Annotated in this window: 23 protein-coding genes and 1 pseudogene; 15 read left to right on the top strand and 9 right to left on the bottom strand. The window is 65.4% G+C overall.

The window, feature by feature from the left end:
- Positions 1 to 101 precede the first annotated feature (101 nt).
- Together LKE50_05505 and LKE50_05510 are read right to left on the bottom strand one after the other, a co-directional pair.
- Positions 102 to 938 carry a transposase gene (locus LKE50_05505; GenBank protein MCH3968063.1) on the bottom strand — a complete coding sequence of 279 codons (837 nt, stop codon included), beginning with the start codon at positions 936 to 938 and terminating at the stop codon, positions 102 to 104.
- Between the two features lie 43 nt (positions 939 to 981).
- A pseudogene (locus LKE50_05510) lies at positions 982 to 1,149 on the bottom strand (hypothetical protein).
- Between the two features lie 483 nt (positions 1,150 to 1,632).
- Between LKE50_05510 and LKE50_05515 the strand changes: the two are divergent.
- From LKE50_05515 to rfbC, 5 genes are all read left to right on the top strand, one after another.
- On the top strand, positions 1,633 to 2,829 hold the full coding sequence (locus tag LKE50_05515) for a hypothetical protein (GenBank protein ID MCH3968064.1): 1,197 nt from the start codon (positions 1,633 to 1,635) through the stop codon (positions 2,827 to 2,829).
- Positions 2,830 to 2,842: 13 nt separating this feature from the next.
- Positions 2,843 to 4,309, top strand: a complete 1,467-nt coding sequence (locus LKE50_05520) for a hypothetical protein (GenBank protein MCH3968065.1) — start codon at positions 2,843 to 2,845, stop codon at positions 4,307 to 4,309.
- 117 nt (positions 4,310 to 4,426) lie between these two features.
- Positions 4,427 to 5,320, top strand: a complete 894-nt coding sequence (gene rfbA, locus LKE50_05525) for a glucose-1-phosphate thymidylyltransferase RfbA (protein ID MCH3968066.1) — start codon at positions 4,427 to 4,429, stop codon at positions 5,318 to 5,320.
- Positions 5,317 to 6,252 (top strand): dTDP-4-dehydrorhamnose reductase, encoded by a 936-nt coding sequence (gene rfbD / locus LKE50_05530; protein MCH3968067.1) that lies wholly within the window; start codon positions 5,317 to 5,319, stop codon positions 6,250 to 6,252. The genes rfbA and rfbD overlap by 4 nt, the downstream gene beginning before the upstream one ends.
- Before the next feature lie 53 nt (positions 6,253 to 6,305).
- Complete coding sequence (gene rfbC, locus LKE50_05535; GenBank protein MCH3968068.1) at positions 6,306 to 6,887, top strand: dTDP-4-dehydrorhamnose 3,5-epimerase; 582 nt, start codon at positions 6,306 to 6,308, stop codon at positions 6,885 to 6,887.
- A gap of 79 nt (positions 6,888 to 6,966) precedes the next feature.
- On the opposite strand, the gene LKE50_05540 is transcribed toward rfbC, so the two are convergent.
- The gene (locus LKE50_05540; protein MCH3968069.1) at positions 6,967 to 9,831 is read right to left on the bottom strand and encodes a hypothetical protein; all 2,865 of its coding nucleotides are present in this window, start codon (positions 9,829 to 9,831) and stop codon (positions 6,967 to 6,969) included.
- Positions 9,832 to 10,058: 227 nt separating this feature from the next.
- Between LKE50_05540 and rfbB the strand changes: the two genes are divergently transcribed.
- The 7 genes from rfbB to LKE50_05575 all read left to right on the top strand — a co-directional run bounded on the left by rfbB (position 10,059) and on the right by LKE50_05575 (position 19,313).
- Positions 10,059 to 11,135, top strand: a complete 1,077-nt coding sequence (gene rfbB / locus LKE50_05545) for a dTDP-glucose 4,6-dehydratase (protein ID MCH3968070.1) — start codon at positions 10,059 to 10,061, stop codon at positions 11,133 to 11,135.
- A gap of 35 nt (positions 11,136 to 11,170) precedes the next feature.
- Positions 11,171 to 13,087 carry a DUF4012 domain-containing protein gene (locus LKE50_05550; GenBank protein ID MCH3968071.1) on the top strand — a complete coding sequence of 639 codons (1,917 nt, stop codon included), beginning with the start codon at positions 11,171 to 11,173 and terminating at the stop codon, positions 13,085 to 13,087.
- 154 nt (positions 13,088 to 13,241) lie between these two features.
- On the top strand, positions 13,242 to 14,114 hold the full coding sequence (gene fba / locus LKE50_05555; GenBank protein MCH3968072.1) for a class II fructose-1,6-bisphosphate aldolase: 873 nt from the start codon (positions 13,242 to 13,244) through the stop codon (positions 14,112 to 14,114).
- 245 nt (positions 14,115 to 14,359) lie between these two features.
- Positions 14,360 to 15,496, top strand: a complete 1,137-nt coding sequence (locus LKE50_05560) for an NlpC/P60 family protein (protein ID MCH3968073.1) — start codon at positions 14,360 to 14,362, stop codon at positions 15,494 to 15,496.
- 19 nt (positions 15,497 to 15,515) lie between these two features.
- Entirely contained in the window at positions 15,516 to 16,775 is a 1,260-nt protein-coding gene (locus LKE50_05565) for an NlpC/P60 family protein (GenBank protein MCH3968074.1), read from the top strand.
- A gap of 49 nt (positions 16,776 to 16,824) precedes the next feature.
- Complete coding sequence (locus LKE50_05570) at positions 16,825 to 17,832, top strand: bile acid:sodium symporter family protein (GenBank protein ID MCH3968075.1); 1,008 nt, start codon at positions 16,825 to 16,827, stop codon at positions 17,830 to 17,832.
- 242 nt (positions 17,833 to 18,074) lie between these two features.
- Positions 18,075 to 19,313 carry an MFS transporter gene (locus LKE50_05575; protein ID MCH3968076.1) on the top strand — a complete coding sequence of 413 codons (1,239 nt, stop codon included), beginning with the start codon at positions 18,075 to 18,077 and terminating at the stop codon, positions 19,311 to 19,313.
- An 84-nt stretch (positions 19,314 to 19,397) separates the two neighbouring features.
- Here the strand turns inward: LKE50_05575 and LKE50_05580 are convergent, their stop codons facing one another.
- On the bottom strand, positions 19,398 to 19,589 hold the full coding sequence (locus LKE50_05580) for a hypothetical protein (protein ID MCH3968077.1): 192 nt from the start codon (positions 19,587 to 19,589) through the stop codon (positions 19,398 to 19,400).
- Between the two features lie 309 nt (positions 19,590 to 19,898).
- Here LKE50_05580 and gatC point away from each other — a divergent pair, with 309 nt between their 5' ends.
- From gatC to gatB, 3 genes are read left to right on the top strand one after another with little or no spacing between them, the layout of a single operon-like run.
- Complete coding sequence (gene gatC, locus LKE50_05585; GenBank protein MCH3968078.1) at positions 19,899 to 20,204, top strand: Asp-tRNA(Asn)/Glu-tRNA(Gln) amidotransferase subunit GatC; 306 nt, start codon at positions 19,899 to 19,901, stop codon at positions 20,202 to 20,204.
- Positions 20,204 to 21,700 carry an Asp-tRNA(Asn)/Glu-tRNA(Gln) amidotransferase subunit GatA gene (gatA, locus tag LKE50_05590; protein MCH3968079.1) on the top strand — a complete coding sequence of 499 codons (1,497 nt, stop codon included), beginning with the start codon at positions 20,204 to 20,206 and terminating at the stop codon, positions 21,698 to 21,700. Before gatC ends, gatA begins: the two co-directional genes overlap by 1 nt.
- Complete coding sequence (gene gatB / locus LKE50_05595) at positions 21,697 to 23,262, top strand: Asp-tRNA(Asn)/Glu-tRNA(Gln) amidotransferase subunit GatB (protein MCH3968080.1); 1,566 nt, start codon at positions 21,697 to 21,699, stop codon at positions 23,260 to 23,262. The genes gatA and gatB overlap by 4 nt, the downstream gene beginning before the upstream one ends.
- A gap of 163 nt (positions 23,263 to 23,425) precedes the next feature.
- Here the strand turns inward: gatB and LKE50_05600 are convergent, their stop codons facing one another.
- The 5 genes from LKE50_05600 to LKE50_05620 are packed head-to-tail and all read right to left on the bottom strand — an operon-like array spanning position 23,426 to position 26,224.
- Positions 23,426 to 24,433, bottom strand: a complete 1,008-nt coding sequence (locus tag LKE50_05600) for a PilT/PilU family type 4a pilus ATPase (protein ID MCH3968081.1) — start codon at positions 24,431 to 24,433, stop codon at positions 23,426 to 23,428.
- 9 nt (positions 24,434 to 24,442) lie between these two features.
- Positions 24,443 to 24,952, bottom strand: a complete 510-nt coding sequence (locus LKE50_05605) for a hypothetical protein (GenBank protein MCH3968082.1) — start codon at positions 24,950 to 24,952, stop codon at positions 24,443 to 24,445.
- 20 nt (positions 24,953 to 24,972) lie between these two features.
- Complete coding sequence (locus LKE50_05610; GenBank protein MCH3968083.1) at positions 24,973 to 25,386, bottom strand: hypothetical protein; 414 nt, start codon at positions 25,384 to 25,386, stop codon at positions 24,973 to 24,975.
- Entirely contained in the window at positions 25,386 to 25,901 is a 516-nt protein-coding gene (locus LKE50_05615; protein MCH3968084.1) for a DUF4860 domain-containing protein, read from the bottom strand. Before LKE50_05615 ends, LKE50_05610 begins: the two co-directional genes overlap by 1 nt.
- On the bottom strand, positions 25,898 to 26,224 hold the full coding sequence (locus LKE50_05620) for a hypothetical protein (GenBank protein ID MCH3968085.1): 327 nt from the start codon (positions 26,222 to 26,224) through the stop codon (positions 25,898 to 25,900). Before LKE50_05620 ends, LKE50_05615 begins: the two co-directional genes overlap by 4 nt.
- Positions 26,225 to 26,228 lie beyond the last annotated feature (4 nt).

Below are 26,228 nucleotides of genomic sequence, written 5' to 3' on the forward strand. Positions count from 1 at the left end.
TCTGTCAAGCGAGGATGACCGCGTCGGACCGGCTCCTCGCGGCATGACTGTCCGGCCCTCCCGCGGGAGGGCATGCGAACCAACCTTGGCACGCCGTGTGGCTATGCCCTGGGGACGTACGGCCTCACGTCCCGCATGACCGCGTAGATGACCTTCACCCGCTTCCTCGCGAGCGCCTTCACGGCGGCCTTGTAGGGCATTCCCCTGTCACGGCACCGCTCGTAGTACTCACGGAAGTAGCCGGAGCTCCTCGTGAGGCTCGAGCACGAGAACACCAGCAGGTTCTTGAGCTGCCTGTTGCCCTGCCTCGATGCGGCCACCGAGTCGAGCGACGTGCCCGACTGCCTGTTCCTAGGCGCAAGGCCGCAGTAGCTCGCGAGGTGGTCGTGGTCGGGGAAGTCCGCGATGTCGACCGTGAGCACGAGCTGCGCCGCCGTCCTGGGGCCGACTCCTGGCACGGTGAGCAGGCAGCGGTAGGTCTCGTCGTCGCCGACCTCGTCCTCTATCAGCGCCGCGAGCGCAGCCACCCCCTCCGTGTCCTCGCGTATCCTCCTCGCGAGCATGGGAATGATGGTGGCCTCGGCCGCGACTTGGGTCTCGGTCGGCCTCGTGGAGAGGGAGAGCGAGCCCCAGAGCCTCCCCGCCGCGTCTGCGGGGGCCTTCGTCGTGCAGGCCCGGTACCTGCGCCGTCCCGCGTCCGCGACCTGCCAGGGCCCGCCGAGGCGCTCCAGCACCGTGACGCACCACGGTGCCGTGGGGTCGAGCTCGCGCTCGAAGGACGGGCACGACTCGAGTAGGAGGGCCCGCAGCCCGTTCACCTGGTGCGTGCGGTCGCGCAGCAGGTCGGACCTCTGGGCCTCGAGCCTCCTGGCGCCCTCGAGCGCGTCCTCCTCTGGGACGGGCAGCAGCGCCTGCGGCACGCTCGTCGGGCTCGGCATCCCCCGGGAACAGCGAGGACGCCCTGTTGGCGGCTATGCCGGGCAGGTAGGCAACGTCCATGCCAGCCGCCCTCGCGCGCCTTATCACCGTCGTCCCGATGTTGCGCCTCTGGTCGACGACCACGAGGGTACGGCCTAGCGCGGCGGCCCTCGCCAAGACGGCGTCCAACTCGGCCTCCAGGTTGTCCGTCGGGACGTTGAACCCGACCATCCCGTCCGACGTGAGCGCGCATGCCCTGTGCGAGAGCTTGCCCACGTCCACGCCGATGAAGACGTCGTACACACCCGATGCGTCCATGATGCTATCCTCCAACCGTGTCGGCTGGTCGGACGCGCGCTTCCCGGACACCCACATTACCGAGCCCAGGCCCCTCGGGGTCGGGCATGTTCCTATCAGTCGCGGCGGCGCGCGGCACCCCGGCGGTGGCAACACCCCCCGGGCCTTCGCGAGAGGCAGGGGACTAGGGCCATCCGTCGGGGGCCGGCCAGCGGCCCCTCTGGGCCACCATGGACTCTAGGCCCAGACACGGGCCAAGGGCTCAAGACGACCGCAGAAGGAACCAACACGGACTGTAATGGGGGTCGGCTCGAAGACCCTGACAGGCATCATCGCCTGAGCCCTCGCGCCGTCCTCGCCGCCTGCCTGCTGGCCTGCTTCGCCCTGCTGCTCGTGGTCAAGTACTCGGGCTTCGCGGTGGATAACCTCAACAAGGTGCTCTCCTACCTTGGGGCCGCCGCCGTCACCAACCCCGTCTCCCTGGTGGCCCCGGTGGGGATCTCGTTCTACACGTTCCAGGCCATGGGCTACGTCATCGATGTCTACCGGGGCACGTCCCCCGCCGAGCGCGACATCGTGCGCTATGCCTGCTATGCGTCGTTCTTCCCCACTATCACGTCCGGCCCCATCCAGCGCTCGACGGTGCTGCTGGCGGACCTGCGCGACGGGTTCCCCACACGCAGGCTCTGGGACTACGACCGCATCGTCTCCGGCCTCGTCACCATCCTCTGGGGCGTCTTCCTCAAGCTCGTCCTGGCGGACCGCCTCGGCATCCTGGTGGACAAGGTCTTCGGCAGCTGGTGGATGTACGGGTCGGTCGAGACCGTCCTGGCCGCCGTGGCCTACTCCTTCCAGATCCTCACCGACTTCGCCGGCTACTCGGAGATCGCCCTGGGGTCGGCCCGCATCCTGGGCTTCGAGCTGCCCGAGAACTTCCACGTGCCCTACCTCGCCACCTCCATCCAGGACTTCTGGCGCAGGTGGCACATCTCGCTGTCCACGTGGTTCCGCGACTACCTCTACTTCCCGCTGGGAGGCAGCAGGTGCTCGGCGGCCAGGCGCTACCTCAACGTGCTCGTGGTCTTCGTGACCTGTGGCATCTGGCATGGCGTTGGCTGGCACTACGTGGTCTGGGGGCTCCTGCATGGTGCGCTCCAGGACATAGGCATAGCCACCAGGCCCGCCAAGGAGAGGCTCTTCGGGCGCATCGGGGCTCGCACTGATACCTCGAGTTGGCACATCGGCAAGGTGCTCGTGACCTTCGCCCTCGTGACCGTCTGCTGGGTCTTCTTCAGGGCCGAGAGTCTGGGCATGGCCGTCCATATGCTGTGGCGCGTGGTCTCGCGCCTGGACCCCTGGGTGCTCTTCGACGGGTCCCTGCTCGAGCTGGGGCTCACCCAGACCGACGTCAACGTGCTCCTCTTCGGCCTGGCGGTGCTCGCTGTGGTGGGCCTCCTGCATGACCGGAGGGACCTCGACTTCGCAGCGCTGCTGGCGCCCCAGTCGATGTGGTTCAGGTGGGCGGTGCTTCTCGTCCTCGTCGTGTGCGTCTTCGTCTTCGGGGAGTACAGGCCCAACGTGACGTCGGCGTCGTTCATCTATGCGGGATTCTAGGAGGGGAGGGGACATGGGGCTTGGACGCAGGTGGAGGAACGCAGGCCGCACGGTCGCCTTCCTGGTGCTGGTCGCGGCGGTGCTCGTGGGGATCAACGGGGTGCTGGCCGTGGCACCGATGGGCGAACGGAATAACGGGCACGAAGCATTGACCTCGCAGACGACCGATTCCGACGTGATGGCATTCGGCTCGTCGCACTGTTGCAATCAGATCGATACGGGTGCCATATGGGACGAGGCAGGTATAGCCTCCTTCGATGACGGTACGCCGGGACAGACCATCATGGACACCTACTACCGGATGAGGGAGGCGTTCTCGTCCCAGGTACCCCGCGTGGCCTTGGTCGATGTCTGCTATGCGAACGAGGCGGTCCAATACACGAGCACGCACTACTTTGATCACATGCTTCGGAACAAGGGCGAGTTGAGTTGGGCCGATCGTTGGGAGTCTCTACAAAGCCAGGCGGGACTGAGCACGTCCAATCGTCTTGATTACCAGCTCCTGTTCCCTGTCTATCACTCCATGGTCGATCAGTTGACATCGTCCTCCTTCCTGCGCTACGGGAGGACCGATAGCGCTACTTGGAAGGGCTACCAGGGAAACTATGGGCCCTCTACTGCATACGACGCTCCAAGCGGTCTGTCTGACGTCCCCTCGTCGACCCTTGATGAGGGCACACTCTACTATTTCGAGCAGATCATCTCGCTTTGTGAGGAGAAGGGTGTCAGCCTCGTTTTCGTGAACGCGCCCCTGCCTACGACTGGTGTGGCACGGCAGGCGAAGATGAATGCGGTCGAGACCCTCGCAGAGACGTACGACATTCCCTTCCTGGACTATGGCACCTCTGGCTGGGACAAGATCGGCATCGACGCTGCAAGTGACTTCGAGAGCACCGCTCATCTGAGGTATGGCGGTGCCGCCAAGTGGTCGCGCTTCCTTGCCTCCTATCTCAGGACGAACTATGACCTGCCGGACCGCAGGGGAGATGCCGCCTACTCGTCCTGGCAGGATGACGCTGACTTCATCCGGCAGAAGGCTTCCGACCAGGATCTGAGGAACGAGCAGTCGCTTGCGGCATCGGTTGCTGCCTCGACGGACACCGACCTCACCACGGCATACGTCCTGCGTGGGAGCTTCCGTGACACGTCCGGCTGGGCATCCGCGCACGACGCGCTCGAGGCAGCCGGCGTCGACGTGGACCAGTACTCGGGGGACTGCTGCTTCGTGGCGAGCGGAGGCAAGGTCGTGTTCTCCTCGGGAGGAAGCTCCTTCGAATGGCATGCCGACGTGGGCTCCTCCACGATCATGGCCAGGAGGTCCTCGGGCGGCGCGGCGAAGCTCTCGCTGCCCTTCAAGGACTACGCATCCGCGGCCAATGGTGTGACCGTGCTCTCGTATGACGGCCTCGCTGACGAGGTTGTGGGCGCCTACTCCTGGACCACGTCGTACGACGAGAAGGCCACGGTCGCGGTGGGGTAGGGGCGTCTCATCCCCCCTCCTCTGTTCCTTTGCCGAAGCATGGCCTTTGGCGACGGTGCCGCCTGTCACAGCCGCTATCCTGAATACCGTATGCATCCACGGAGAAAGGTCTCCCACATGAAGGGCATCATCCTTGCTGGTGGCTCGGGCACGCGCCTGTACCCGCTCACCACCGTGACCTCAAAGCAGCTGCTCCCGGTCTATGACAAGCCCATGATCTACTATCCGCTGTCCTGCCTCATGATGGCGGGCATCCGCGACATCCTGATCATCTCCACCCCGCATGACCTGCCCAACTTCCGCACCCTCCTGGGCGACGGCAGCCGCTTCGGCATCAACCTCTCGTATGCGGAGCAGCCCAGCCCCGACGGTCTCGCACAGGCGTTCATCATCGGCGAGGACTTCATCGCCGGCGAGTCGTGCGCCCTCGTCCTCGGTGACAACATCTTCTATGGCAACGGCCTGCGCACGCAGCTCAAGCAGGCGGTCGCCCGCACCCAGGGCGCAACGGTCTTCGGCTATCACGTCGACGATCCCGAGCGCTACGGCGTGGTGGAGTTCGACGAGCACTTCAACGCCGTCTCCATCGAGGAGAAGCCCGAGCATCCCAAGTCGAACTACGCCGTCACGGGCCTGTACTTCTATGACTCGCGCGTCTGCGAGTTCGCCAAGAGGGTCAAGCCATCCGCTCGCGGCGAGCTCGAGATCACCTCGCTCAACCAGATGTACCTCGAGGAGGGCTCGCTTGACGTGGTCACGCTGGGCCGCGGCTTCGCATGGCTCGACACGGGCACCATGGAGTCGCTCTACGCCGCTGCCGACTTCGTGCGCGCCGTCGAGCTCTCGCAGGCGATGCCCATCTCCGTCCCCGAAGAGATCGCGTTCGAGAACTCGTGGATCACGCGTGATGAGGTCGCCGAGGCGGCCAAGACCTATGGCAAGAGCCCCTATGGCCGTCACCTGGCCGAGGTAGCATCCAACCGCATCGCAGGAGAGGGAGTCGCTCGATGAGCAGCACCACCGCTAACGTCACCACCAACACCGCCAAGCCCGTGAGGCGCCTGCTCATCACGGGCAGCCATGGTCAGCTGGGGACCGAGCTCCAGACCATCATCGCCGCCGGCAAGTCTGACATCGGCCCGATCGACGCGTCGTGGGCCAGCTGCGAGGTCGTGCCCACGGACTACGAGGAGCTCGACATTACCGATTCCGCCGCCGTGGAGGCTTATCTGGCAGCCGGTCACTTCGACGCCTGCGTGAACTGCGCTGCCGCCACCAACGTGGACGGCTGCGAGTCCGACGAGGCCTTCGCCCATAGGCTCAATGCCGAGGCGCCCGGCAACCTCGCCCGCGCCTGTGCCGCCCACGACGTGGTCCTCGTGCACGTCTCCACCGACTACGTGCTCTCGGGCACGGACCCCGAGCCCCAGGACGAGTCGGCCGTCCCTGCCCCCAACACTGCGTACGGCCGTACCAAGCTCGACGGCGAGAAGGCCGTCACCGCTGCGTGCCCGCGCTCGTTCATCTGCCGCACCGCCTGGCTCTATGGTGCCAACGGCAAGAACTTCGTCCGCACGATGGTGGGCCTCGGCCGCACGCACGACGAGGTCACCGTCGTCTCTGACCAGCACGGCAGCCCCACCAACGCCAACGACCTCGCCTACGAGATCCTGGCGCTCCTCGGTACCACCAACTACGGCCTCTACCACGTCACGGCCAAGGGCCAGTGCTCGTGGGCTGACTTCGCCCAGGCCATCATGGACAAGGCCGGCCTCGCCTGCCACGTGAGGCCCTGCACCACCGCCGAGTACGCCGCTCCCGCACCGCGCCCCGCCTGGTCGGTCCTCGACAACCGGCACCTGCGCGAGACCATCGGCGACTCCATGCGTCCCTGGGAGGCCGAGCTCGACTCCTTCCTGGCGCAGAACCTCGACCGGCTGTAGGTTCACTCGCCCGTACCAACCCGTCCCCATATGAGTCCAAGGAGCATCGAAGCATGACAGCACAGCCCATCACGTCCGGTAACTTCACCTTCACGCCCACGTCCATCGCCGGCGTCACCATCGTCGACGCCAAGGCCTACGGCGACCCCCGCGGCTACTTCATGGAGACCTACAAGCGTCCCGACTTCGTGGCTGGTGGCATCACCTGCGACTTCGTCCAGGATAACCAGTCCTCCTCGTCCAAGGGGGTCCTTCGTGGCCTTCACTTCCAGATCGACCATCCGCAGGCCAAGCTCGTCCGCGTCTTCGAGGGCGAGGTCTTCGACGTCGCCGTCGACCTCCGTCCCGGCAGCGAGACCTTCGGCAAGTGGGAGGGCGTCGTCCTCTCTGGTGACAACCACCGCCAGTTCTTCCTCCCGCGCGGCTTCGCCCATGGCTTCTATGTCATGAGCGACTCCGCCGTCTTCGCCTACAAGTGCGACGACGTCTATCACCCCGGCGACGAGGGCGGCCTCATGTGGGACGATGCCACCATCGGCGTCGAGTGGCCCCATATGGACGAGGCACCGCTCCTCTCCGAGAAGGACAAGGTCCATCCGTCGTTCACGGACTGGCGCGCAAGCCAGGGCCTGTAGGGCAGGGACTGCAAGGCGGGATACCGCTGTCCCTGGTCATCTCTCGGCCGCGATGGCGCGAGCCGCCTGCCGATGCATGCTACAGACAGTCGCGAGCGATGATCACTGCGGCCCCGGATGCTGCGGCCACTGCTGCGGTTGCGATGATGCCGGCATTGCCATCGGCAGTGTTTGGCGTCCTGCCTGAGCTGTTTATGGGAATCGCCTCTGCAGCCCCAGCATCCCCGCTGGCGGCGCCTGACGCTGACCCGCCTGGCGTCGACTCACTGGGGCCTCCCGTCTCTGAGGGAACGACAGGGAACACATACCCGCAGAGGGGGCAGGTGCCGCCCTCGCGCGTGCAGGCCTCGCTCTGCTTCATGTCGAGGTCGAGGCAGATGTGCGTATGGGTCCCATCGCCCACGGGCAGGTAGAAGTCCGTATGGGCATGGCTCTGACAGACCATGCGTATCGCCTGGAGGGAGCTCGCGCCCTCTGTATACAGGTACAGGCAGTCAAGCGTCTCTCCGACGACGGGCGTTCCCAGCACGTCTGCGTCGCTCAGGTCGATAAGCCCAGCATCCGTTCGCACGGAGTCGCCGTATACCTCCTCGACCACGAGGCCACGGGCCAGCGTACGTGACGCGGACGCCTCCGGTGCGTCGACCTCCAGGAAGCTCGTGGCCTGCAGCTGGTGGTCTGCCGCCCGGTAATAGACGCGCACGTATGACCCGACGCCGGGGGCGTCGCAGCCGGCGTCGAGCACGAACGTGTAAGAGGTCCCCTCATCCGTGAGGTCGTCGACGACGAACGTCACCCGGTCGCCCTCGACGGCCTGTACGGTGCCGCGGGCGCTGCGGATCCTCTCGGGCGCGTCCGGGATGGTCAGGCTCGAGACCGTATAGGTGAGGAGCCCGTCATCCTCGAGGCTGGAGACGAGGTAGTCAACGGTGATGCCTGCCGTGGCGTCGCACAGGGAGCCGAGGCTTCCCGTCGTGATGGTTGCGTTGTCGCAGGAGAGGTAGCACAGCTGGGCATCATCGTCCCGGCGCAACGTGAACCGAGGTGCGTCGCCGGTCGTGTCCACGCTCACGACCGTACCGGTCGTCGTCCGCCAGAGGAGCCCCTCGACCAGGGCCCGGACGTAGAGGGCGGTCTCGCTCGTGTCCGGGACGCCCGTCACGTCGATGGCGAACTCCTGCACGATGCCCCCGAGCCTGGTCACAAGGTTGGTGAGGCTTGAGCGCTGTGCATCCGTCAGACCCCTATAGAAGGCCCGATGGGTGTCGAGGTCGGCATCCTTGCCGCATACCAGCTCAAAGAGCTGTGCGAGGGCGTCCCTCAAGATCTTCTGGCAGTCGGTCTCCTGGGAGCCGGGCATGAGACGGCTCTTCGTGGTGTTGGTCTCCTTGAAGAAGGTGCGGGCGGCCTCCTGGTAGGTGACGAGTGCGGAGAGCGCTTGGTCAAGCGCGGTACAGCAGGCGTTCCCCGCATCGCCGTAGGTATCGGCCAGGGCCTGCCGCACGGCATCGAGCTGGGGGGTCAACACCTTGGAGACCAGGACGGTGCGCCGGCCTCCCTCGCAGATCCACGAGGTGTCCTCGCTGGTGAGGTAGGTGCGGAACATGACGCGATCGAACCAGTCGCCGACGCCGGTGTAGGTCTGCGGGTCGGGGTTATCCGTCGAGAAGGGGTCGTCCTGTCCCGCCTCATACACGAATGGGTCTCCTGACCAGCCCTTGGCCTGGAAGGCAAGGTCGAGGAAGTCGATGAGGGCACGTGCGGTCTCGCGAAGCCCCAAGGAGTTGAAGTTCCAACAGGTGCTCTGCACGTCGCCAAAGCTGCCGTTGGTGTAGGAGAGTGCATCTTGCAGCGTCCCCGTCTTCGCGACCAGGTCTGTACGCAGGTCTCCCTCGGCGCGGTCCGTGTCGACCGTGGAATACAGGTCGTACGGCTTGTGGTTGTCATCGCCAAAGAGGGAGCTGCTGGTCTGCATGGTGTAGTTCTCGAACGCCATGATGCTGCCAAAGGTGACGGCCCCCTCGGGGTCTTCCGCCGTCTGCTCGTGATAGGCACGGCAGGTGTGTCCCGGGCACCATGAGTCGGCGATGGTATGGCAGATCATGCCCAGGGTCCTCACGCGGAGCTGCCGGGAGGTGAGCCCCTTGGTGGCCAAGGTGCCGGAGTTATAGGGGTCCGCCTCTGCGACGGTGTCGAGCTGGTTCGTGAGCGTGGCGTCGTATTGGTTGTTCGAGTCGAAGATGCTGCGGCATGACGGGTCGCTGGGAGGCTCCCCCGTGCCTAGGGCGTAGGTATATGCCGACTCCAGCCACTGCATGACGAAGTCCTTCGTCTTCTGGGCTCCGTAGTAGGTGGCCCCGTCAGCGTTGGTGAACAGCATCGAATGAAGGAAGCCCACACGGTCGGGGGTGGTGAACTGTATGAGCGACTTGAGCGTCTTTCCTTGGCTGACGGTCTGGTCATAGGTCTGCGACATATGGTCTGCGACGTCATAGGCGCTTTGATAGTCGGGGTCGGTCGTGCCGCGCCAATAGGGGATGCCGCCCCCAAGTTCGGTCGCTGAATACGCAGCAAAATAGTCATATACGTCATTGGCGGGATAGTCATTCCAGAACGCTCCCGTGCGAAGGTACTTCTTGTTCTCCTGGAAGTAGTCCTCCGGCGAGAAGGAGGCCCCAGGATAGCTGTCGTTATAGGGGTTGAGCAACGTGGCGGGCAGCGACCCCTGTGCGTTGGCACGTCGCTGCAGGACGGCGGCATAGGCGGCTTGCGTGATGTCCTCATGGACGGGGTTCTGGCCCAGGAGGTTGGTGGAGGCCCAGGCATGTGCCTCCTCGGCAGGGGAGAGTATGACACCTGCCGCCGCAAGGCCCAGCCCGGCGAGGAATGTCCTCCGACTGAAGGCGATCCGAAGAGAGGGCAGCGATGCGTCGGGGTTGTCCATGGCCTGCTCCTTAGGTCGACATAGTGCCAGGTGTCGATTGCGTCCAAGCATGACGTAAGGTCGGTGCGGGCAATGCAGCATACCGTCAGGCTGAATACTACCACGCAGCAGATCGGCCGTTCTGACCGACGGCCTCCGTTGTCTTCATAGATTTGGTCGCGCCGCGCGCTTCTGCCGTATGCTATATGCAGTAGTGACCATTCATCTGATTCTCAGGGGAGCACATCATGTCGAACAAGACCTACCTCGTGACCGGCGGTGCCGGCTTCATCGGTTCCAACTTCGTGCTCCGCATGCTCGCCGAGCATCCGGACTGCCGCGTGGTGAACGTCGACAAGCTCACCTATGCCGGCAACCTCGAGAACCTCTCCTCGGTCGAGTCCGACCCGCGCTACACCTTCGTGCAGGCCGACATCTGCGACCGCGCGGCCATGGACAAGGTCTTCTCGGACTACGACCCCGACTTCGTGGTCAACTTCGCCGCCGAGAGCCATGTGGACCGCTCGATCTCGAACCCCGAGATCTTCGCCGAGACCAACGTGGGTGGCGCGGTCACCATGCTGAACGCCGCCAAGGCCGCCTGGCAGCTCGATGACGGCTCGTTCAAGGAGGGCAGGCGCTTCCTGCAGGTCTCCACGGACGAGGTCTATGGCACCCTCTCGCTCGACCGACCTGACACGTTCTTCCGTGAGGACACGCCCCTCTCGCCCCACTCGCCCTACTCGGCTTCCAAGGCATCGGCCGACTTCTTCACCCATGCCTACCACGACACCTACGGCATGCCCTGCCTGGTCACGCGCTGCTCCAACAACTACGGCCCGTACCAGTTCCCCGAGAAGCTCATCCCGCTCATGATCAACAACGCCCTGCACCACGAGAAGCTCCCCGTGTACGGCGATGGCCTCAACGTCCGTGACTGGCTCTATGTGGACGACCACTGCAAGGCCATCGACCTCGTGCTGCAGAAGGGCCGGCTGGGGGAGTCCTACAACGTGGGCGGCCACAACGAGATGGCCAACATCGACATCGTCAGGATCATCATCCGCGAGGTCGCCAAGGCCACGGGCGATGCCGCCATCACCGAGGACCTCATCGAGCACGTCACGGACCGCAAGGGCCATGACCGTCGCTATGCCATCGCCCCCGACAAGATCCACTCAGAGCTGGGGTGGCTTCCCGAGACGTGCTTCGCGGATGGCATCGTCAAGACCATCGACTGGTACCTTGCCCACGAGGAGTGGATGGCCCACGTCACGAGTGGTGCCTACCAGGACTACTACACCAGGATGTACGCTGGTAGGTAGTCGTTCCTTCCGTCAGTAACCAGGAGATTGGTCCCATGGCAAACACATCGCGTGGCGGACGCCACTTCGCAAACGACGGTGCGGCCCCTTCGGCCGGCCGTTCGGCGAGTCCATACGCCACATCGCGCGAGACCTCGTCCAGCGCCTATGCCAGCGAGCTCGATCGCGTGAAGTCGCGTGGCCATGGAGGGTCCGAGGTCCGGTTCAAGGAGCCCAAGAGGCGCCATCATGTATGGCCTGTCGTACTCGTGGTCATCCTCGTGCTCCTGGGGGTCGTCGGGTTCTCGGGCCTCCAGCTCTATGAGTCCGTCAAGGTCGTGAAGGCCGACGCCACCGTGGCGATCCAGGACGTCTCCACGATGAAGGACAAGGTCCTGGCCGGCAACACGGACGAGGCACAGACGGCGGCCGATGACATAGTGGCCAAGTCGGCCGAGATGAAGAAGGAGACCTCGGGCGTGCTCTGGGCTCTCGCCGAGCATGTGCCGGTCTATGGCTCTGACGTCAAGGCGGCCCGCGAGCTGGTGGACGTGCTCGATGACGTCGCCCAGAACGCCGTGGCCCCCGTCTCCGACCAGCTTCCGAGCCTCAACGTCAAGAACATCGTGGGCGACGACGGCAGCATCGACGTCGCCTCGTTGCAGGACGTCGCGACGGTGCTGGGGGAGGTAGAGCCGGTCATCTCACGTAACGCCGCGACGGTCGACGCGCTCCCCGAGACCCATGTCGACCAGCTCACGAAGGCCGTGGACAAGGTCAAGGAGCTCTTCCCCAAGGCGGAGTCCCTGCTGAGCTCGGCCAACCAGGTTGCCCCCTACCTACCTCAGATGCTCGGTGGCAATGGCCAGACGCGCACCTACCTCATCGTGGCGCAGAACAACGCCGAGATCCGTGCCACAGGCGGCTTCCCGGGGTCATGGGGAACGCTCAGCGTGACCGACGGAAAGATGACCTTGGGTGACTTCGCCTCCATCCAGACCACGAGCGTTACCGCCGACCAGCAGCCTTCCATCACTGACGAGGAGGAGGCCCTCTTCGGCACGGGTCTGAAGCAGAGCCCCGGCAACTCCAACTACACCCCGGACTTCACGCGTGCCGCCCAGCTCATGAGCGAGTACTGGCAGATTCGGGGTGGCTCCTCCGTCGATGGCGTGGTCGCGATCGACCCGGTGTTCCTCCAGAACGTCCTCAAGCTCGTGGGAGGGTTCACGGCCGCGGACGGCAGCACCGTGGACGGCACCAACGCGGCTCGCGTGCTCCTCTCCGATACCTATTGGAACCTGCCCGTCGACGAGCAGGACGCCTTCTTCGCCTCCGTGGCCGGCCAGTCGTTCAAGCAGTTCTTCTCGAACATCGGGAAGGTGAGCATCAAGAGCCTCGCGACCACGCTCAAGTCCTCGATCTCAGACCATAGGATCCAGGTCTGGATGGCCGACGACACGGAGGAGGCCGCGCTCGAGGGCCTGGGCATCACGGGATCGATCTCCACCGATGTGACGAAGCCGGTGCTCGGCGTGTACCTCGATGACGAGACCTGGTCCAAGATCTGCTGGTATCTCTCGACGACCACCCAGGTGGGCGCTGCGACCGCCAATGCGGACGGCACCAGGTCCTATCAGGTCACGACGACGCTCGCCAACTCGTTCACCACGAACATCGCCTCGACGGCCCCAGCCTATGTCTATGGCTACAACACGCTCAAGCGCGACCGTACCGACATGATCACGCACGTCTACCTCTATGCCCCGGCCGGTGGGTCGATCTCGAACGTCTCGGCCAGTGGAGGGTGGACGTTCACGGAGGGGTCCATCTCGGGCCTCGACGTGTGGTCCTCGCTCGTCCAGACCGAGGGGGGAGACTCGACCACCATCACCTACACCGTGACGACCCCTGCCACGGCAACGACCGACCTCACGGTACGCACCACGCCTGACTGCGAGGCGGCACAGTAGGGCTCTCCGCTCCTGCTGGGGAGGGGTGGGTGCCATGTGCGCTAACCGCGCAACGCTCCCAATCGCTCCATCATGTGCGTCCCGAACGCCCAACTAGCGCTATGATGAGGGGCGTGAGTGGTCCTATGTGTTCCATCGACTATGGAGGTATCACATGCTCGTCAACGCAACCGACATGCTTCAGAAGGCCGAGGCCGGCCATTATGGTGTTGGCGCCTTCAACACCAACAACCTTGAGTGGGCAGACGCCATCCTGAACGCCGCCGAGGAGGAGCAGTCCCCGGTCATCATCCAGTGCACCAGCGGTGCCTCCAAGTGGCAGACCAGCTTCAAGATGGTCTCAGAGATCGTCCACACCCTCGTCGAGACCAAGGGCATCACCGTCCCCGTGGCCATGCACCTCGACCATGGTACCTACGAGGACTGCTTCAAGTGCATCGACGCAGGCTTCACCTCCATCATGTATGACGGCTCTCACGAGGAGAGCTTCCAGATCAACCTCGACCACACCAAGGAGCTCGTGAAGCTTGCCCACAGCAAGGGCATCTCCATCGAGGCCGAGGTCGGCGGCATCGGCGGCACCGAGGACGGCGTCACCGCACAGGGTGAGATCGCCAATCCCGACGAGTGCAAGCAGATCGCGGACCTGGGCGTCGACTTCCTCGCCTGCGGCATCGGCAACATCCACGGCCTGTACCCCGCCAACTGGGCTGGCCTGTCCTTCGACGCCCTCGCAGCCATCAAGGCCAAGACGGGCACCCTGCCCCTCGTGCTCCACGGCGGCACCGGCATCCCCGTCGACCAGGTCAAGAAGGCCATCTCCCTGGGCATCTGCAAGGTCAACGTCAACACCGACCTCCAGGTCGTCTTCGCCGAGGCCACGCGCAAGTACATCGAGTCCGGTGCCGACCAGCAGGGCAAGGGCTATGACCCCCGCAAGCTCATGAAGCCCGGCCGCGAGGCAATCACGACCCGCACCAAGGAGCTCATCGAGGAGTTCGGCTCCAACGGCAAGGGCTGGAACTAGTCGCAAGGTCGCTTCGAGTCAGTCGCTTAATGAGGGGGTCGGCCATATGGCCGGCCCCCTTTGTGTTGAGGAAAACCTGCGAGAGGCCAACCCTGGAGCAACCCTCAAGGCGTATGGAGAGAGCAAGGTCATTCCGTCACATCCCTTACAGGTTATTTGCCAATCGTGCTCGGGGCTGGGTATCATATGCGTATCGGCGTTGGCTCGCCGTTGCCATAACCGCACCCGTATCGAAAGAGAGCCCCGTGAGCCGAACCAACCTCATCCGAGCAACGCTGTTCGCCCTCCTGGCACTTGTCCTGGGGCTGTGCGCCGTACCTCGCGAGGCCTCGGCAGACACGTCCGCAGAGCTGCAGAGCCAGCTCGATGCGGCCAACACCCAGCTCGACACCCTCAATGCCCAGCTCGAGCAGACCAGCGAGCAGGTCAATGACGCCCAGTACCAACTCGACCAGAAGCAGTCCGAGATAGACGCCACGACCACTCAGCTCAACGACACCCAGACGCAGATCGACCAGACCGAGGCCGACATCACCAAGAAGCAGGCCGACCTCGATGCCGCGCAGGAGGTCCTCTCCAAGCGCATCTCGGCGACGTACAAGTCCGGTGGCGAGGACAGCCTGCTCTCCGTCGTGCTGGACTCCTCCAGCCTCGAGGAGCTCATCAACAACGTCTACTATGCCGGCAAGATCAGCCAGTCCGACCAGGACATCATCCAGCAGGTGAAGGACCTCAAGGCCCAGCTGGAGGACCAGAAGGCCCAGCTGGAGGACCAGAAGGCCCAGCAGCAGTCCCTTCTCGACCAACAGAACCAGCAGAAGGCCGACCTCGAGACCCAGAAGGCCGCCCTGGACTCCCAGAAGGCCACCTTCGAGCAGCAGCAGGCCGAGCAGCAGAGCTATGTCAGCAGCCTGAGCCAGCAGGTCCAGGACAAGATCACCGAGGAGCGCGAGGCGGCCGCCGCGGCAGCCCGTGCGCAGGCCCAGTCCTCGTACACCTACACCCCTGGTACCAGCACCTACACGGGCGGGGCCCTCACCGACTCGCAGCGCAGCGCGATCCTCTCGGCAGCCTACTCTCAGCTTGGTGTGAGCTATGTATGGGCTGCGTGCAGTCCCGGGTCCGCCTTCGACTGCTCCGGGTTCACCATGTACTGTTACGGGCAGGCAGGCATCTCGCTGCCTCACAGCTCCAGCGCGCAGCGCAGCATGTTCAACCAGACGTCGATCTCGAACCTGCAGGCTGGTGACCTCGTCTTCTGGACCGGTCACGTGGCCATCTACGCAGGAGACGGCCAGATCATCGAGGCCGTGGAGCCCGTGGTCCACAAGGGCGCCATCTGGGACGGCGGCAGGCTCATCGGCGGCGGGTACCTTGGATAGGAAGAGGGGGAGAGTCCGTTTGGGTCTCTTTGGTGCACAGAGGGTCGACCATGTGACCGGACGCCTCACGAGGGCGCTCGTGGCGGGTGCCGCGTGTGCGGCCCTCGTCTGCGGCGTCATAGGCGTGGCTCCGACCGTCGCCCGGGCTGACGAGACCTCAGACCTCCAGGCCCAGCTCGACACGGCGAGCGCACACCTCGACGACATCTACGCACAGGCCGAGGAGGCCTCGGAGGCGCTCAATGACACCCAGGTGCAGCTCGACCAGACCAACTCAGACATCGAGCAGACGCAGAGCGACATCCAGACCGAGCAGGCCAACCTCTCCTCGGCCCAGTCCACGCTCTCGGATCGTGTGAGGTCGAACTACAAGACCGGCGGCACCAACCTGCTCTCGATCGTCCTTGGCTCCTCAGACTTCACCGACCTCGTCAGCCGCGTCTACTACGCCTCGAAGGTGAGCGAGTCCGATGCCCAGGCCATCCAGCAGGTGCGCGACGCGCAGACCGCGCTCGACGCCAAGCAGGCCGACCTCCAGACGCAGCAGTCGCAGCAGCAGGCCCTGGCCGACCAGCAGCAGTCCGACATGGACACGCTCTCTGCCCAGGCCTCCGAGGCCGAGACCTACGTGAGCAGCCTCAGCCAGGAGGTCCAGGACAAGCTCGCCGAGCAGCAGGCCGCCCAGGCCGCCGCAGCGCAGGCACAGGCCGATGCCGACGCCCAGAGCGCTGCCTCGGCAGCGGCGGAGGCGGGCACCGATGACGCTACCGACGACTCCGGCACCACCGACTCGGGCAGTGATGCGAACGACGGTGGCTCTGACTCCGGTAGCTCGAACTCCGGTAGCTCGAACTCTGGCGGCTCAGGCTCCGGCAGCTCGAACTCGGGCGGCTCGGGCTCCGGCAGCTCCAACTCGGGCGGTGGCTCGGGCAGTTCGAACTCCAGTGCTCGTTCGACTGTGGTCGATGCTGCCTACTCGATGGTCGGCGGTACCTATGTTTATACCGCCTATGACCCATCCTCGAGGACCTTCGACTGCTCCGGCTTGGTCACCTATTGCCTGGCCTGTGCCGGGATCTCTGGTCAGCATTACTCAGGTTGGTATGGTGCGCGCTGCAACGAGTCGATTTCTGAGGCCCAGCCTGGTGATGTGGTGTGGCGTAGTGGCCATGTGGGCATCTACGTCGGGAATGGCAAGACCATCGAGGCCATGAGCCCTTCCATGGGGATCACGTTCGGTAGGCTCTCCTCGTTCTCGGCGGCCTATAGCCCGTACTAATGCCCGCTTGAGCAATCGAGCCCATCCCTTTGATCTGGAGCCTTAGCACATGCAGCGTTGGTCCTCGTTCGGGCGTCTCCTCGGTAGCCACATGGCCTTCATCGCACCGTTCTGCGTGGCTGCGGGCGTCCTGTTCCCGGACGTCTTCGGTGGGCTCGAGACCGTGGTGCCGGCCCTCTTCGCGTTCATGACGTTCCAGGGCTCGCTCAACAACACCTTCCGCCAGGTGGTCGACACCTTCAGGCACCCCGCCCAGCTCCTCGTGATCCTGGGCGTCACGAGCGTCGCCATGCCCGTGGTGGCGCGCCTGCTCGCAGGGCTGCTCTTCGGCAACGACATGAGCCTGGTCACGGGTATCGTGCTCGAGTACTCCATCCCCGTGGCCGTGGTGAGCTTCATGTGGGTCGGCATGTTCGGCGGCAACACCGCCCTGGGCCTCTCGTGCGTCCTCGTCTCGACGGTGATCGCACCTCTCACCATCCCTGCGATGCTCCAGCTGCTCCTGGGCGAGTCCGTCCAGATCGACACGGTGGGCATGATGGTCGACATGCTCTTCATGATCGCCCTGCCGGCGCTTGCCGGCATGCTCGTGAACGACCTCACGCACGGATGGGGGAGCAAGCGCCTCTCGCCGGCCATCTCCCCGGCATGCAAGGTGCTGCTCATGATCATCATCACGGCCAACTCCACCGAGATCTCGGACTACATGCGCAACCTCACCCCGGAGCTCGTCGCCGTGGCGCTCTTCTGCCTCGTCTTCGCGAGCTGCGGGTTCCTCGTGGGCCTGGTGATCGCGAGGGCCTGGCACCTCTCGCTTCCCACCACGGTCACGATGTGCTTCGACTGCGGTCTGCGCAACATCTCGTCAGGTGCCGTCATAGCGGCGGCCTACTTTCCGGGGGAGGCCATGTTCCCCGTGATGATGGGGACCCTCTTCCAGCAGATCCTCGCCGCGACCTTCGGGCAGGGGATGCAGAGGGTCGTGGCCGAGGACCGTGCGCGGACGGACGCCATGGTCGAGAGGGGCCTGTCTGCCTCGGGTCATGACGACGACTGACCATCCCCGGTTGCGTATGCCATGGCACGCCTGGTAGTATCTGACCCATCGCATGCGGATGGCATGCTTGGGCGGTGCCAGGAGGATGGGCCTATGTGCTCAATGGGACGAGGTAAGGCAGGGACGCGCGAGGACTAGCTCGCACGCCCTGTCTGATATGTGGGCGGCCGTGGGTCCTTCTCCCATGGCCTTGCGCCCATAGCCCCGTTTCATCCCCGTTCCTCACCTCCTTGGAGCTCCCGATGTCCCTCATAGCTTCCACGCGCAGCTCCCTGCGTGCCCTCACACCAGCCGAGCGCCGGCTCGTCATCGCCCGCTTCTGCCAGCGTATGGCCGGCGACTCGTCCTATTTCATCGGCATCCTCGGCCTTGCCACCTACACCTTGGCCGCGGATGCCACCCAGGTCTCGATGCTCATGCTCGTGCTCAACACGATGGTCGTCGTGGGCAACCTTGCCGGCGGGGTCATCGTGGACCGCATCGGCCCACGGCGGTGCGCGTTGGCAGCCCTCGCCCTGGGGGTCGTGGTGGCCGTGGGCATCCAGTTCGTGGAGCCCTCCTTCGCGATGATCCTCGTGGTGGCGGTCTTCCTCGGGGGCGCCGTCGGCCTCCAGGAGACGGCCTTCCGGAGCTTCCCTCCCTACCTCGTCGAGGGCGAGGACAAGCTCCATCGCACCAACGGCCTGGTCGAGCTCGCGACCAACGTCTCGGTGGTGGCAGGTCCTGCCATAGGCGGCCTCATCACGATGTTCCTCCCGGTGGTGCGGGTGTTCCTCTTCTACATCGTCGCCTCCGTGGCGGCCATGGCCGTCATCTCTGGCGTGCACGAGCGCTATCAGCCCGTCGTGCAGGAAGAGGAGGGCGAGCCCGGCAACGGCCACTTCATGGCCGACCTCGTCGAGGGCGTCCGCGTGACCTTCTCGAGCAGCTTCCTGCGCACGCTCTTCGTGATGGGCTTCCTGGGCTACTTCGCCTTCGGCGCCTTCGACAGCCTCGAGTCGCTCTACTACCGTGATGTGCTCTGCGTGAGCGCCGACTGGATGGGCTGGCTCACGGCGGTGATGGGGGTGGGCTGCGTGGTCGGCTCGCTCGTGATGCTGCGCCTGCCCGAGCGTGCCCTGAGCCTCAGGAGTGTGGTCGTCGCCCTGTTCGTGGTGGGCACCGGTTGCATGCTCTATGTGGGCACGCCGTGGCTCGCCTGTGCCGTGGCAGGTCAGGCAATCTGTGGCCTGGGCTTCGGTGTCCTGGAGCCGTTGCAGCTCACGCTGGTGCAGCGCGACACGAGCCTCACCCATATGGGGCGCGTGATGGCGACCATGCGCACGGGATTCCAGGGGGCCGGCATCCTGCCCCTTCTCGTGGCGCCGTCGCTTGCCGACGCCTTCGGTGTGCAGGCCGTCCTGTTGGGGGCCTCGACCTTCGTCGCGTGCGTGGCCGTGGGCTTCGGGGCCTGGCTCTGGGCGCGCGGCCGTTGGTCGTGATGACGGTCGATGCTCGCATCGCGGCACCTTCTGGGTGCCCAAAGGGTGCCGGCATGCGAGTGCCGACGGGGGAGCGGTGCCGCGTCACGCCGTGAGGAACCTCTGCGTCAGGTCGAGGCCCATCGACTCCGCCTCGATGCGGGCGACCTCACGGATCGTCGCGGCCGAGAGGAGCTCCTCGCGTGCGATGGGCCGAGAGGGACGCGCGGGCTTGACGCCCCTCCTGCTCGGGGTGGTGCGGGCGGCGACGGCGCTGGTGAGAAGGTCTGCGAACATGGTGGGTTCCTCTCGTCGGGTAGGTCCTCTTCTTGTTGACCCAATGTTCGCAGGACCGCACCGGCGCATCCATCGAAGTGGCTTACGTCTGGCTTACGCCTTCGTCACCCTGGCTTGCGTGACGTGGCATCGGGGCGTCGCCTGCCTATGTCACATGCCTGTGACGGGCGCGGCTCCCAAGCTCTCCTGCGTGGCCCTCTTGCCGTAGAATGGTGCGGATTGCGACGCCGGGCATGTCCCGGCATGTGACATGCCGCCTTGCAGGGCAAACCGTGCGGGCGGCTGATTCCAGAGAGGCAAGGAGGCCCCATGGCGCTCAGCCAAGATGACGTCCGCGGAATCGCGGACTATGCCAGGATCGCCCTATCGGACGACGAGGTCGAGGAGATGACCACGTACCTCAACAGTGCCGTGGACATGCTCGACCCCATCCTCAAGTACGACCTCGAGGGCGTGGAGCCCACCTACCATCCCATCGGTGACCTCTCCAACGTCATGCGTCCCGACGTGGCCGCCCATGGCCTCGACACGGCCGACGCGCTGGCTGCGGCCGCCTCGACGCGCGAGAGGACCTTCCGCGTGCCCTCCATCCTCGGGGACGGGGGTGCTGCCTGATGGCGAACTTCGACCAGCTTCCCGCAGCACGGATCGCCGCCGGCGTGGCCGACGGCAGCTTCACGGCAACCGAGGTCGCCCAGGCCTCGCTCGCCGCCATCGAGGCGCGCGACGGGGACGTCGCGGCCTTCCTCCAGGTGGCACCTGAGCTCGCCCTCGCGGCCGCCAAGGCCACCGACGAGGCCCGGGCTGCCGGCAGGCCCGTGGGCCCGCTCGCAGGCGTCCCCGTGGCCGTGAAGGACAACATGAACCTCAAGGGCACACGCACCACATGTGCCTCCAAGATGCTCGAGGGTTACGAGTCTGCCTATACCGCCACATGCGTCCAGCGCCTCATCGATGCCGGCGCCACCCCCATGGGCAAGGCCAACATGGACGAGTTCGCCTTCGGCTCCTCGACCGAGACGAGCCACTTCCATCGCACCAACAACCCCTGGGACATCGAGCGCGTGCCCGGTGGCTCCTCGGGCGGCAGCGCCGCGTCGGTCGCCTCTGGCGAGGTCACCATCTCACTGGGGTCTGACACCGGCGGCTCGATCCGCCAGCCGGCGAGCCTCTGTGGCGTCGTGGGCATGAAGCCGACCTACGGGGCGGTCTCGCGCTACGGCGTGGTGGCCTTCGGCAGCTCGCTCGACCAGGTCGGGCCCTTCGGGCGTCATGTGGCCGACGTGGCGCTGGCCATGAACGCGCTCGTGGCCGGAGGCCATGACCCGCACGACTGCACGAGCCAGGACGAGCCCGTCGACTTCCTCGAGCACCTCGAGGACGACATCGCCGGTACCAAGGTGGGCATCATCCCCGGCCTCATGGAGGCCGAGGGCCTCACGCCCGAGGTCCGTGCCGCCGTCCACTCCGCGGCCAAGGCCCTCGAGGACCAGGGGGCCGAGCTCGTGGAGGTGGAGCTCCCGCACCTGGACGCCTCCATCGCGGCCTACTACGTCATCGGCCCCTGCGAGGCCTTCTCGAACCTGGCTCGCTTCGACGGGGTGCGCTATGGCTATCAGGAGCCGGGGTGTGCCACCCTGGACGAGCAGAGCTCCAAGAGTCGTGCGGTGGGCTTCGGCCCTGAGTCCAAGCGCCGTCAGCTCCTGGGTGCCTACCTGCTCTCGGCCGGCGTCTACGAGAAGTACTACTACCCGGCCCAGCAGGTCCGTACGCTCATCACGGCTGACTATGCCGCCGCCTACGAGAAGGTCGACGTCATCCTCATGCCCGCGAGCCCGAGGTCGGCCTTCAAGTTCGGCGAGATATCGGACCCGACCGAGATGTACCTCTCGGACATGTTCACCATCTCGAGCAACATCGCCGGCAACGGCAGCATCTCGGTGCCGCTGGGGCTGGGGCGCGACACGCACCTGCCCGTCTCGGCGCAGCTCGTGGGGCCCTCGTTCCAGGACCGTCACCTGCTCACGTTCGCCCGCGCCCTCGAGCGCGGCTTCGACTGCGAGGGCACCGTCGCGCCTGACTTCGCGGGAAGGGGAGGTGACCTGGCATGAGGAAGCTTGCCGACGTGCTCCAGGACTGGGAGGCCGTGATCGGCCTCGAGGTCCACTGCGAGCTCACCACGCTCGAGACCAAGATGTTCTGCTCGTGCCCCAACACGCACGATGCCGAGCCCAACACCAACGTGTGCCCGGTGTGCCTGGGATATCCCGGTGCCCTGCCGGTGCCCAACAAGGCCGCCATCGAGTCCATCGTGAAGGCGGGGCTTGCCACCAACTGCGAGATCCAGAAGCACTCGATGTTCTATCGCAAGCACTACTTCTATCCCGACATGGCCAAGAACTTCCAGACCACGCAGGGCCCGGTCGCCTTCTGCATGTATGGCCACCTCGACCTCGAGGTCTCAGGCGAGGGCGCGGCCGAGCGTCCCGACGACTCGGCCCATGTGGCCAAGGCCGCTGATGGTTCCTACGTCACGCCCGTCCGCATCCTGCGCATCCACATGGAGGAGGACGCCGCCAAGATGAACCACCTCGGTGGCGAGGAGGGGCGCATCACCGCGGCGACCGAGTCGCTCATCGACTACAACCGCTGCGGCACGCCCCTGACCGAGCTCGTGACCGAGCCCGACCTGCGCACTCCCGAGGAGGCTCGCCTCTTCATGGAGAAGCTCCGTCGCATCTATCTGACGCTGGGCATCTCTGACTGTTCGATGGAGCATGGCTCCATGCGCTGCGACGGCAACGTGAGCCTGCGTCGTCGCGGCGAGACCAAGCTGGGGACCAAGACGGAGCTCAAGAACATCAACTCCTTCAAGAGCCTCCATGACGGCCTCGAGTACGAGATCTGCCGTCAGGCGGAGGTCCTCGAGGAGGGTGGCATCGTCTACCAGGAGACGCGTCACTGGGAGCCCTCGCGCAAGCGCACCGTGGTCATGCGCGTGAAGGAGACCGCCGACGACTACCGGCTCTTCCCAGACCCCGACCTCGCCCCCTATGACCTCACTGACGACTTCATCGAGCATTGCCGGGCCGAGCTGCCCGAGCTCCCCGACGCCAAGCGAGACCGCTACATGGACACGTTCGGCCTCAAGGCCGACGATGCCGCGCAGATCGCGGGCGACCCTGACACGGCCGCGTTCTTCGAGGAGGCCATGTCCGCGGTGGGCGCACCCGAGGGGAAGGCCATCAAGAAGGCCGCGAGGACCGTGGCCAACGTCATGGTCAACGACCTCACGGGCTACCTCAACGCCTCGGGCATCGGCATCGCCGAGACCCGCATCACCCCCGCGCAGGTGGCGAGCCTGTCCAAGCTCCTCTCGTCCGATGCCTTGAGCTCGGCCCAGGGCCGCGAGGTATTCGGCCTCATGGCGGAGTCCGGCGAGGACCCCGAGAAGATCGTGGACGCTCGCGGCATGCGTCAGGTGTCCGACACCGCCGCGCTCGAGCCCATCGTGGACGAGGTCCTGGCGCGTTGCACCGAGCAGGTCCAGCAGTATGCCGACGGCAACAAGAAGGTCGTGGGCTTCCTGGTAGGGCAGTGCATGAAGGCCTCGAAGGGCAGCGGCAACCCCAAGCTCTTCAACCAGCTCCTCACGAGCAAGCTCGAGGGATAGTGCGACAGGAGCCACGTCCCCTGTCCGACTGATGAAAGAAGGACGCCCCGCCTGCCTGTGCAGACGGGGCGTCCTGTGCCATGGCGTCCTTCGCTACTTGATGTTCTCGGCGTCGAGGCGCAGCTCGAGGGCCTCCTGGTGGGTGGCCGACGAGAGCGCCGTCTCACGCGTGATGCGCCCGGCCTGGGCAAGGTCGAACAGGCTCTGGTCCATGGTGCGCATGCCCTCGCTGCCCTGAGCTCGCGATGACGGAGTCGATCTGGTAGGTCTTCTCCTCGCGCACGAGGTTGCGCGTGGCCGTGTTGGCGTACATGATCTCGAAGGCAGGGACGATCCCGCCGTCGGTGGTGCGGACGAGCTGCTGGCAGACCACGGCCTGGAGGACCATGGAGAGCTGGATGCGAATCTGGCGCTGCTGCGAGGGCGGGAACGCGTCGACGATGCGGTCGACGGTGGCGCTCGCGCTCGTGGTGTGCAGGGTCGAGAAGACCAGCTGGGCCATCTCGGCTGCCGTGGTCGCGGCACTGATGGTCACGGCGTCGCGCATCTCACCGAGCAGGATCACGTCGGGGGACTCGCGCATGGCCGAGCGCAGGGCTTCCGAGTAGGTGGCCACGTCGGTGGGGACCTCGCGCTGGGTCACGATGCAGGTGCCATGATGGTGCACGTACTCGATGGGGTCCTCCATGGTGATGACATGGCCCTGACGGGTGTGGTTGATGCGGTCGATGAGGCAGGCCAGGGTGGTGGTCTTGCCGGCACCGGCGGGTCCCGTCACGAGCACGAGGCCCTTGGGGAGGTCGGCCACGCGCAGGACCTCCTCGGGGATGCCGAGCTTGGTCGCATCGGGGAGGCCGAACGGGATGATGCGGATCACGCAGCTCCACGAGCCGCGCTGCCGCAGGACGTTGGCACGGAAGCGGCCGACGCCAGCGAGGGCGAACGAGAAGTCCTCGTCATGGTTGCCGTTGGCCTCGAGGCGGGCGAAGTCCTGACCTGCGAGCTCGTAGAGGTCCTGGACGAGCTGGCGGGTGTCGGCCGGGGTGTAGGCCGGGGTGTCGGACCTCACCTGGGTACCGTTCGCGAGGTAGGTGAGAGGAAGGCCTGCCTCGATGAAGATGTCGGAGGCCTTCTCGTCGATCATGTGCTGCAAGAGCTCCTCAAGTTTCATGCTGACTCCTCAGTCATTCGACGAGCCGGACCATAGGGTCCCGCCGCCATCCGTCTGTTCCTGTGCCGTCGTGAGCTTCCATGCCGTGATGTCGTAGTTCGCATCCTCGCCGATCTCCACCTCTACGTCCAAGGTCCTCCCGTGCTCGGTGGAAAACGTCGCCTGCACCCCGTCGTCGGTCACCTGGGCCGTGACGGTCACGCCGTCAGCGGCGTCCTGGGCATCCGCGATGAGGGAGGGGAGGGCCGATGTGGTGGCGGCAAGGGCTGCCGACCTGCTCGTGGTCCCGCTTGCCCTGACCGTGCCGAGCGTCTCGTCGAGGCTCGCCAGGAAGGTCTGCGCGCTCGTCTCGGCAAGGTAACCCTCGGTTGTGGAGGTCTGCTCGCGGGTGGTCATGGCATGCGATGCCTGCACGGTGGTGGTGGTGAGGACGGTCATGACCGCGAGGCTGATGACGATGATGAGGGTGAGCAGGCTGATGGGGCCGACCCTGAGCGAGCGCCGCTCCGTGGTTTCCATGGGTGCCTCCTCGTTGAGGGTCATTGCGCGACGCCCCCGCTCACGTAGCGCGAGGTGGTCAGGTTCCAGGCCTCGCCCGACTCGTCGGTGACCGTGATGTCGGCTTGGTAGAGGGTGCCCTGGTCGGTCTGTTCGGGGGTGACGTCGCAGGTCACCTGGTAGTCACCGCTCTGGGTGGTCCCCTCGGAGCCAGTCGGGTCGGCCGAGAAGGTCTCGGCCTGGTTGGTGGCGAGGTGCATGGCCTCCTCGAGGCGGAGGTCACTTGCCGAGAGGGTGGTCACCCTCACCAGGATCTGGACGAAGATGGCCGAGCATGCGAGGAAGAACCCAAAGAGCACCAGGACCTCGACCAGGAACGCGGCATTGGTGTGGTGCGGGCTCGGGGATGAGACCGGACGGGTCTTCTGATGGTCGAGCGCATCGGAGAGGTTCATCAGCGGTCACTTCCCTCGAGGCTGCGTAGGGCGACGTCGCTCGTGCCGGTGTCCGTCGTGATGCTGAGCAACCCGTTGGAGTACGTGAACGAGAAGGTCGACGACGAGACGAGCTCGGTGGCCTTCGCAGGTGTGTAAGCGCTGCCGGCCAACGCATACTCCTCCACGACCTTGCCGCCGCTCAGGTAGATGCGCGTCTCGTAGGTGCCGGTGTCGAGGTGCTCGAGAAGCACGAGCGAGCGGCCCTCAGGGCCTTGCCCTGCCGCGAGCGCATCGCTGGCATCCGTCGTGCGCACGATGTTGGTGACGAGGTTGTTGGTGAGACGTACGTTCGAGGCCTGGGTGGTGGTGGCGCTCGTGGAGCGGTAGCCGGCGACTGCCATGAAGATCGCAAGGAGGAGGAACACCACGAAGAAGACGAAGATGAGGACCATTCCAAGGTTGCCGTGCTCTGACTCATCCGTGTCGCGGCGGTCTGCGATGGCTTCCATGAGGTCTGCTGAGTGTGTGGTCATCGTGGCACCACCACTATGCTCGGGGTGACGTTGGCTGCGTAGCACTCGTAGGTGACGATGTAGTCGGTGGTGTTGACCTGGAGGCCATAGGCACCCTCGAGGTAGGAGAGCGAGGTGGGGTAGGACCCCTCGACCGCGCAGCATTGCTGTGCGGTGGTGAGAATCGCGTTCCTAAGCGAGGCTGCCCCCTGCTCGCGAGCGGTGTCACGTGCGGCGCGGTAGGCGAAGCCGCAGATGGCCACGATCAACACGACCGCGAGGACGCTCAGGATGGCACCCCTGCGTCGGCGTGAGATCGTCTCTTTGGTGACCTCGTGATACATGGCC

This window comes from Atopobiaceae bacterium, assembly GCA_022483015.1.
Taxonomy (GTDB): Bacteria; Actinomycetota; Coriobacteriia; order Coriobacteriales; family Atopobiaceae; genus JALCUE01.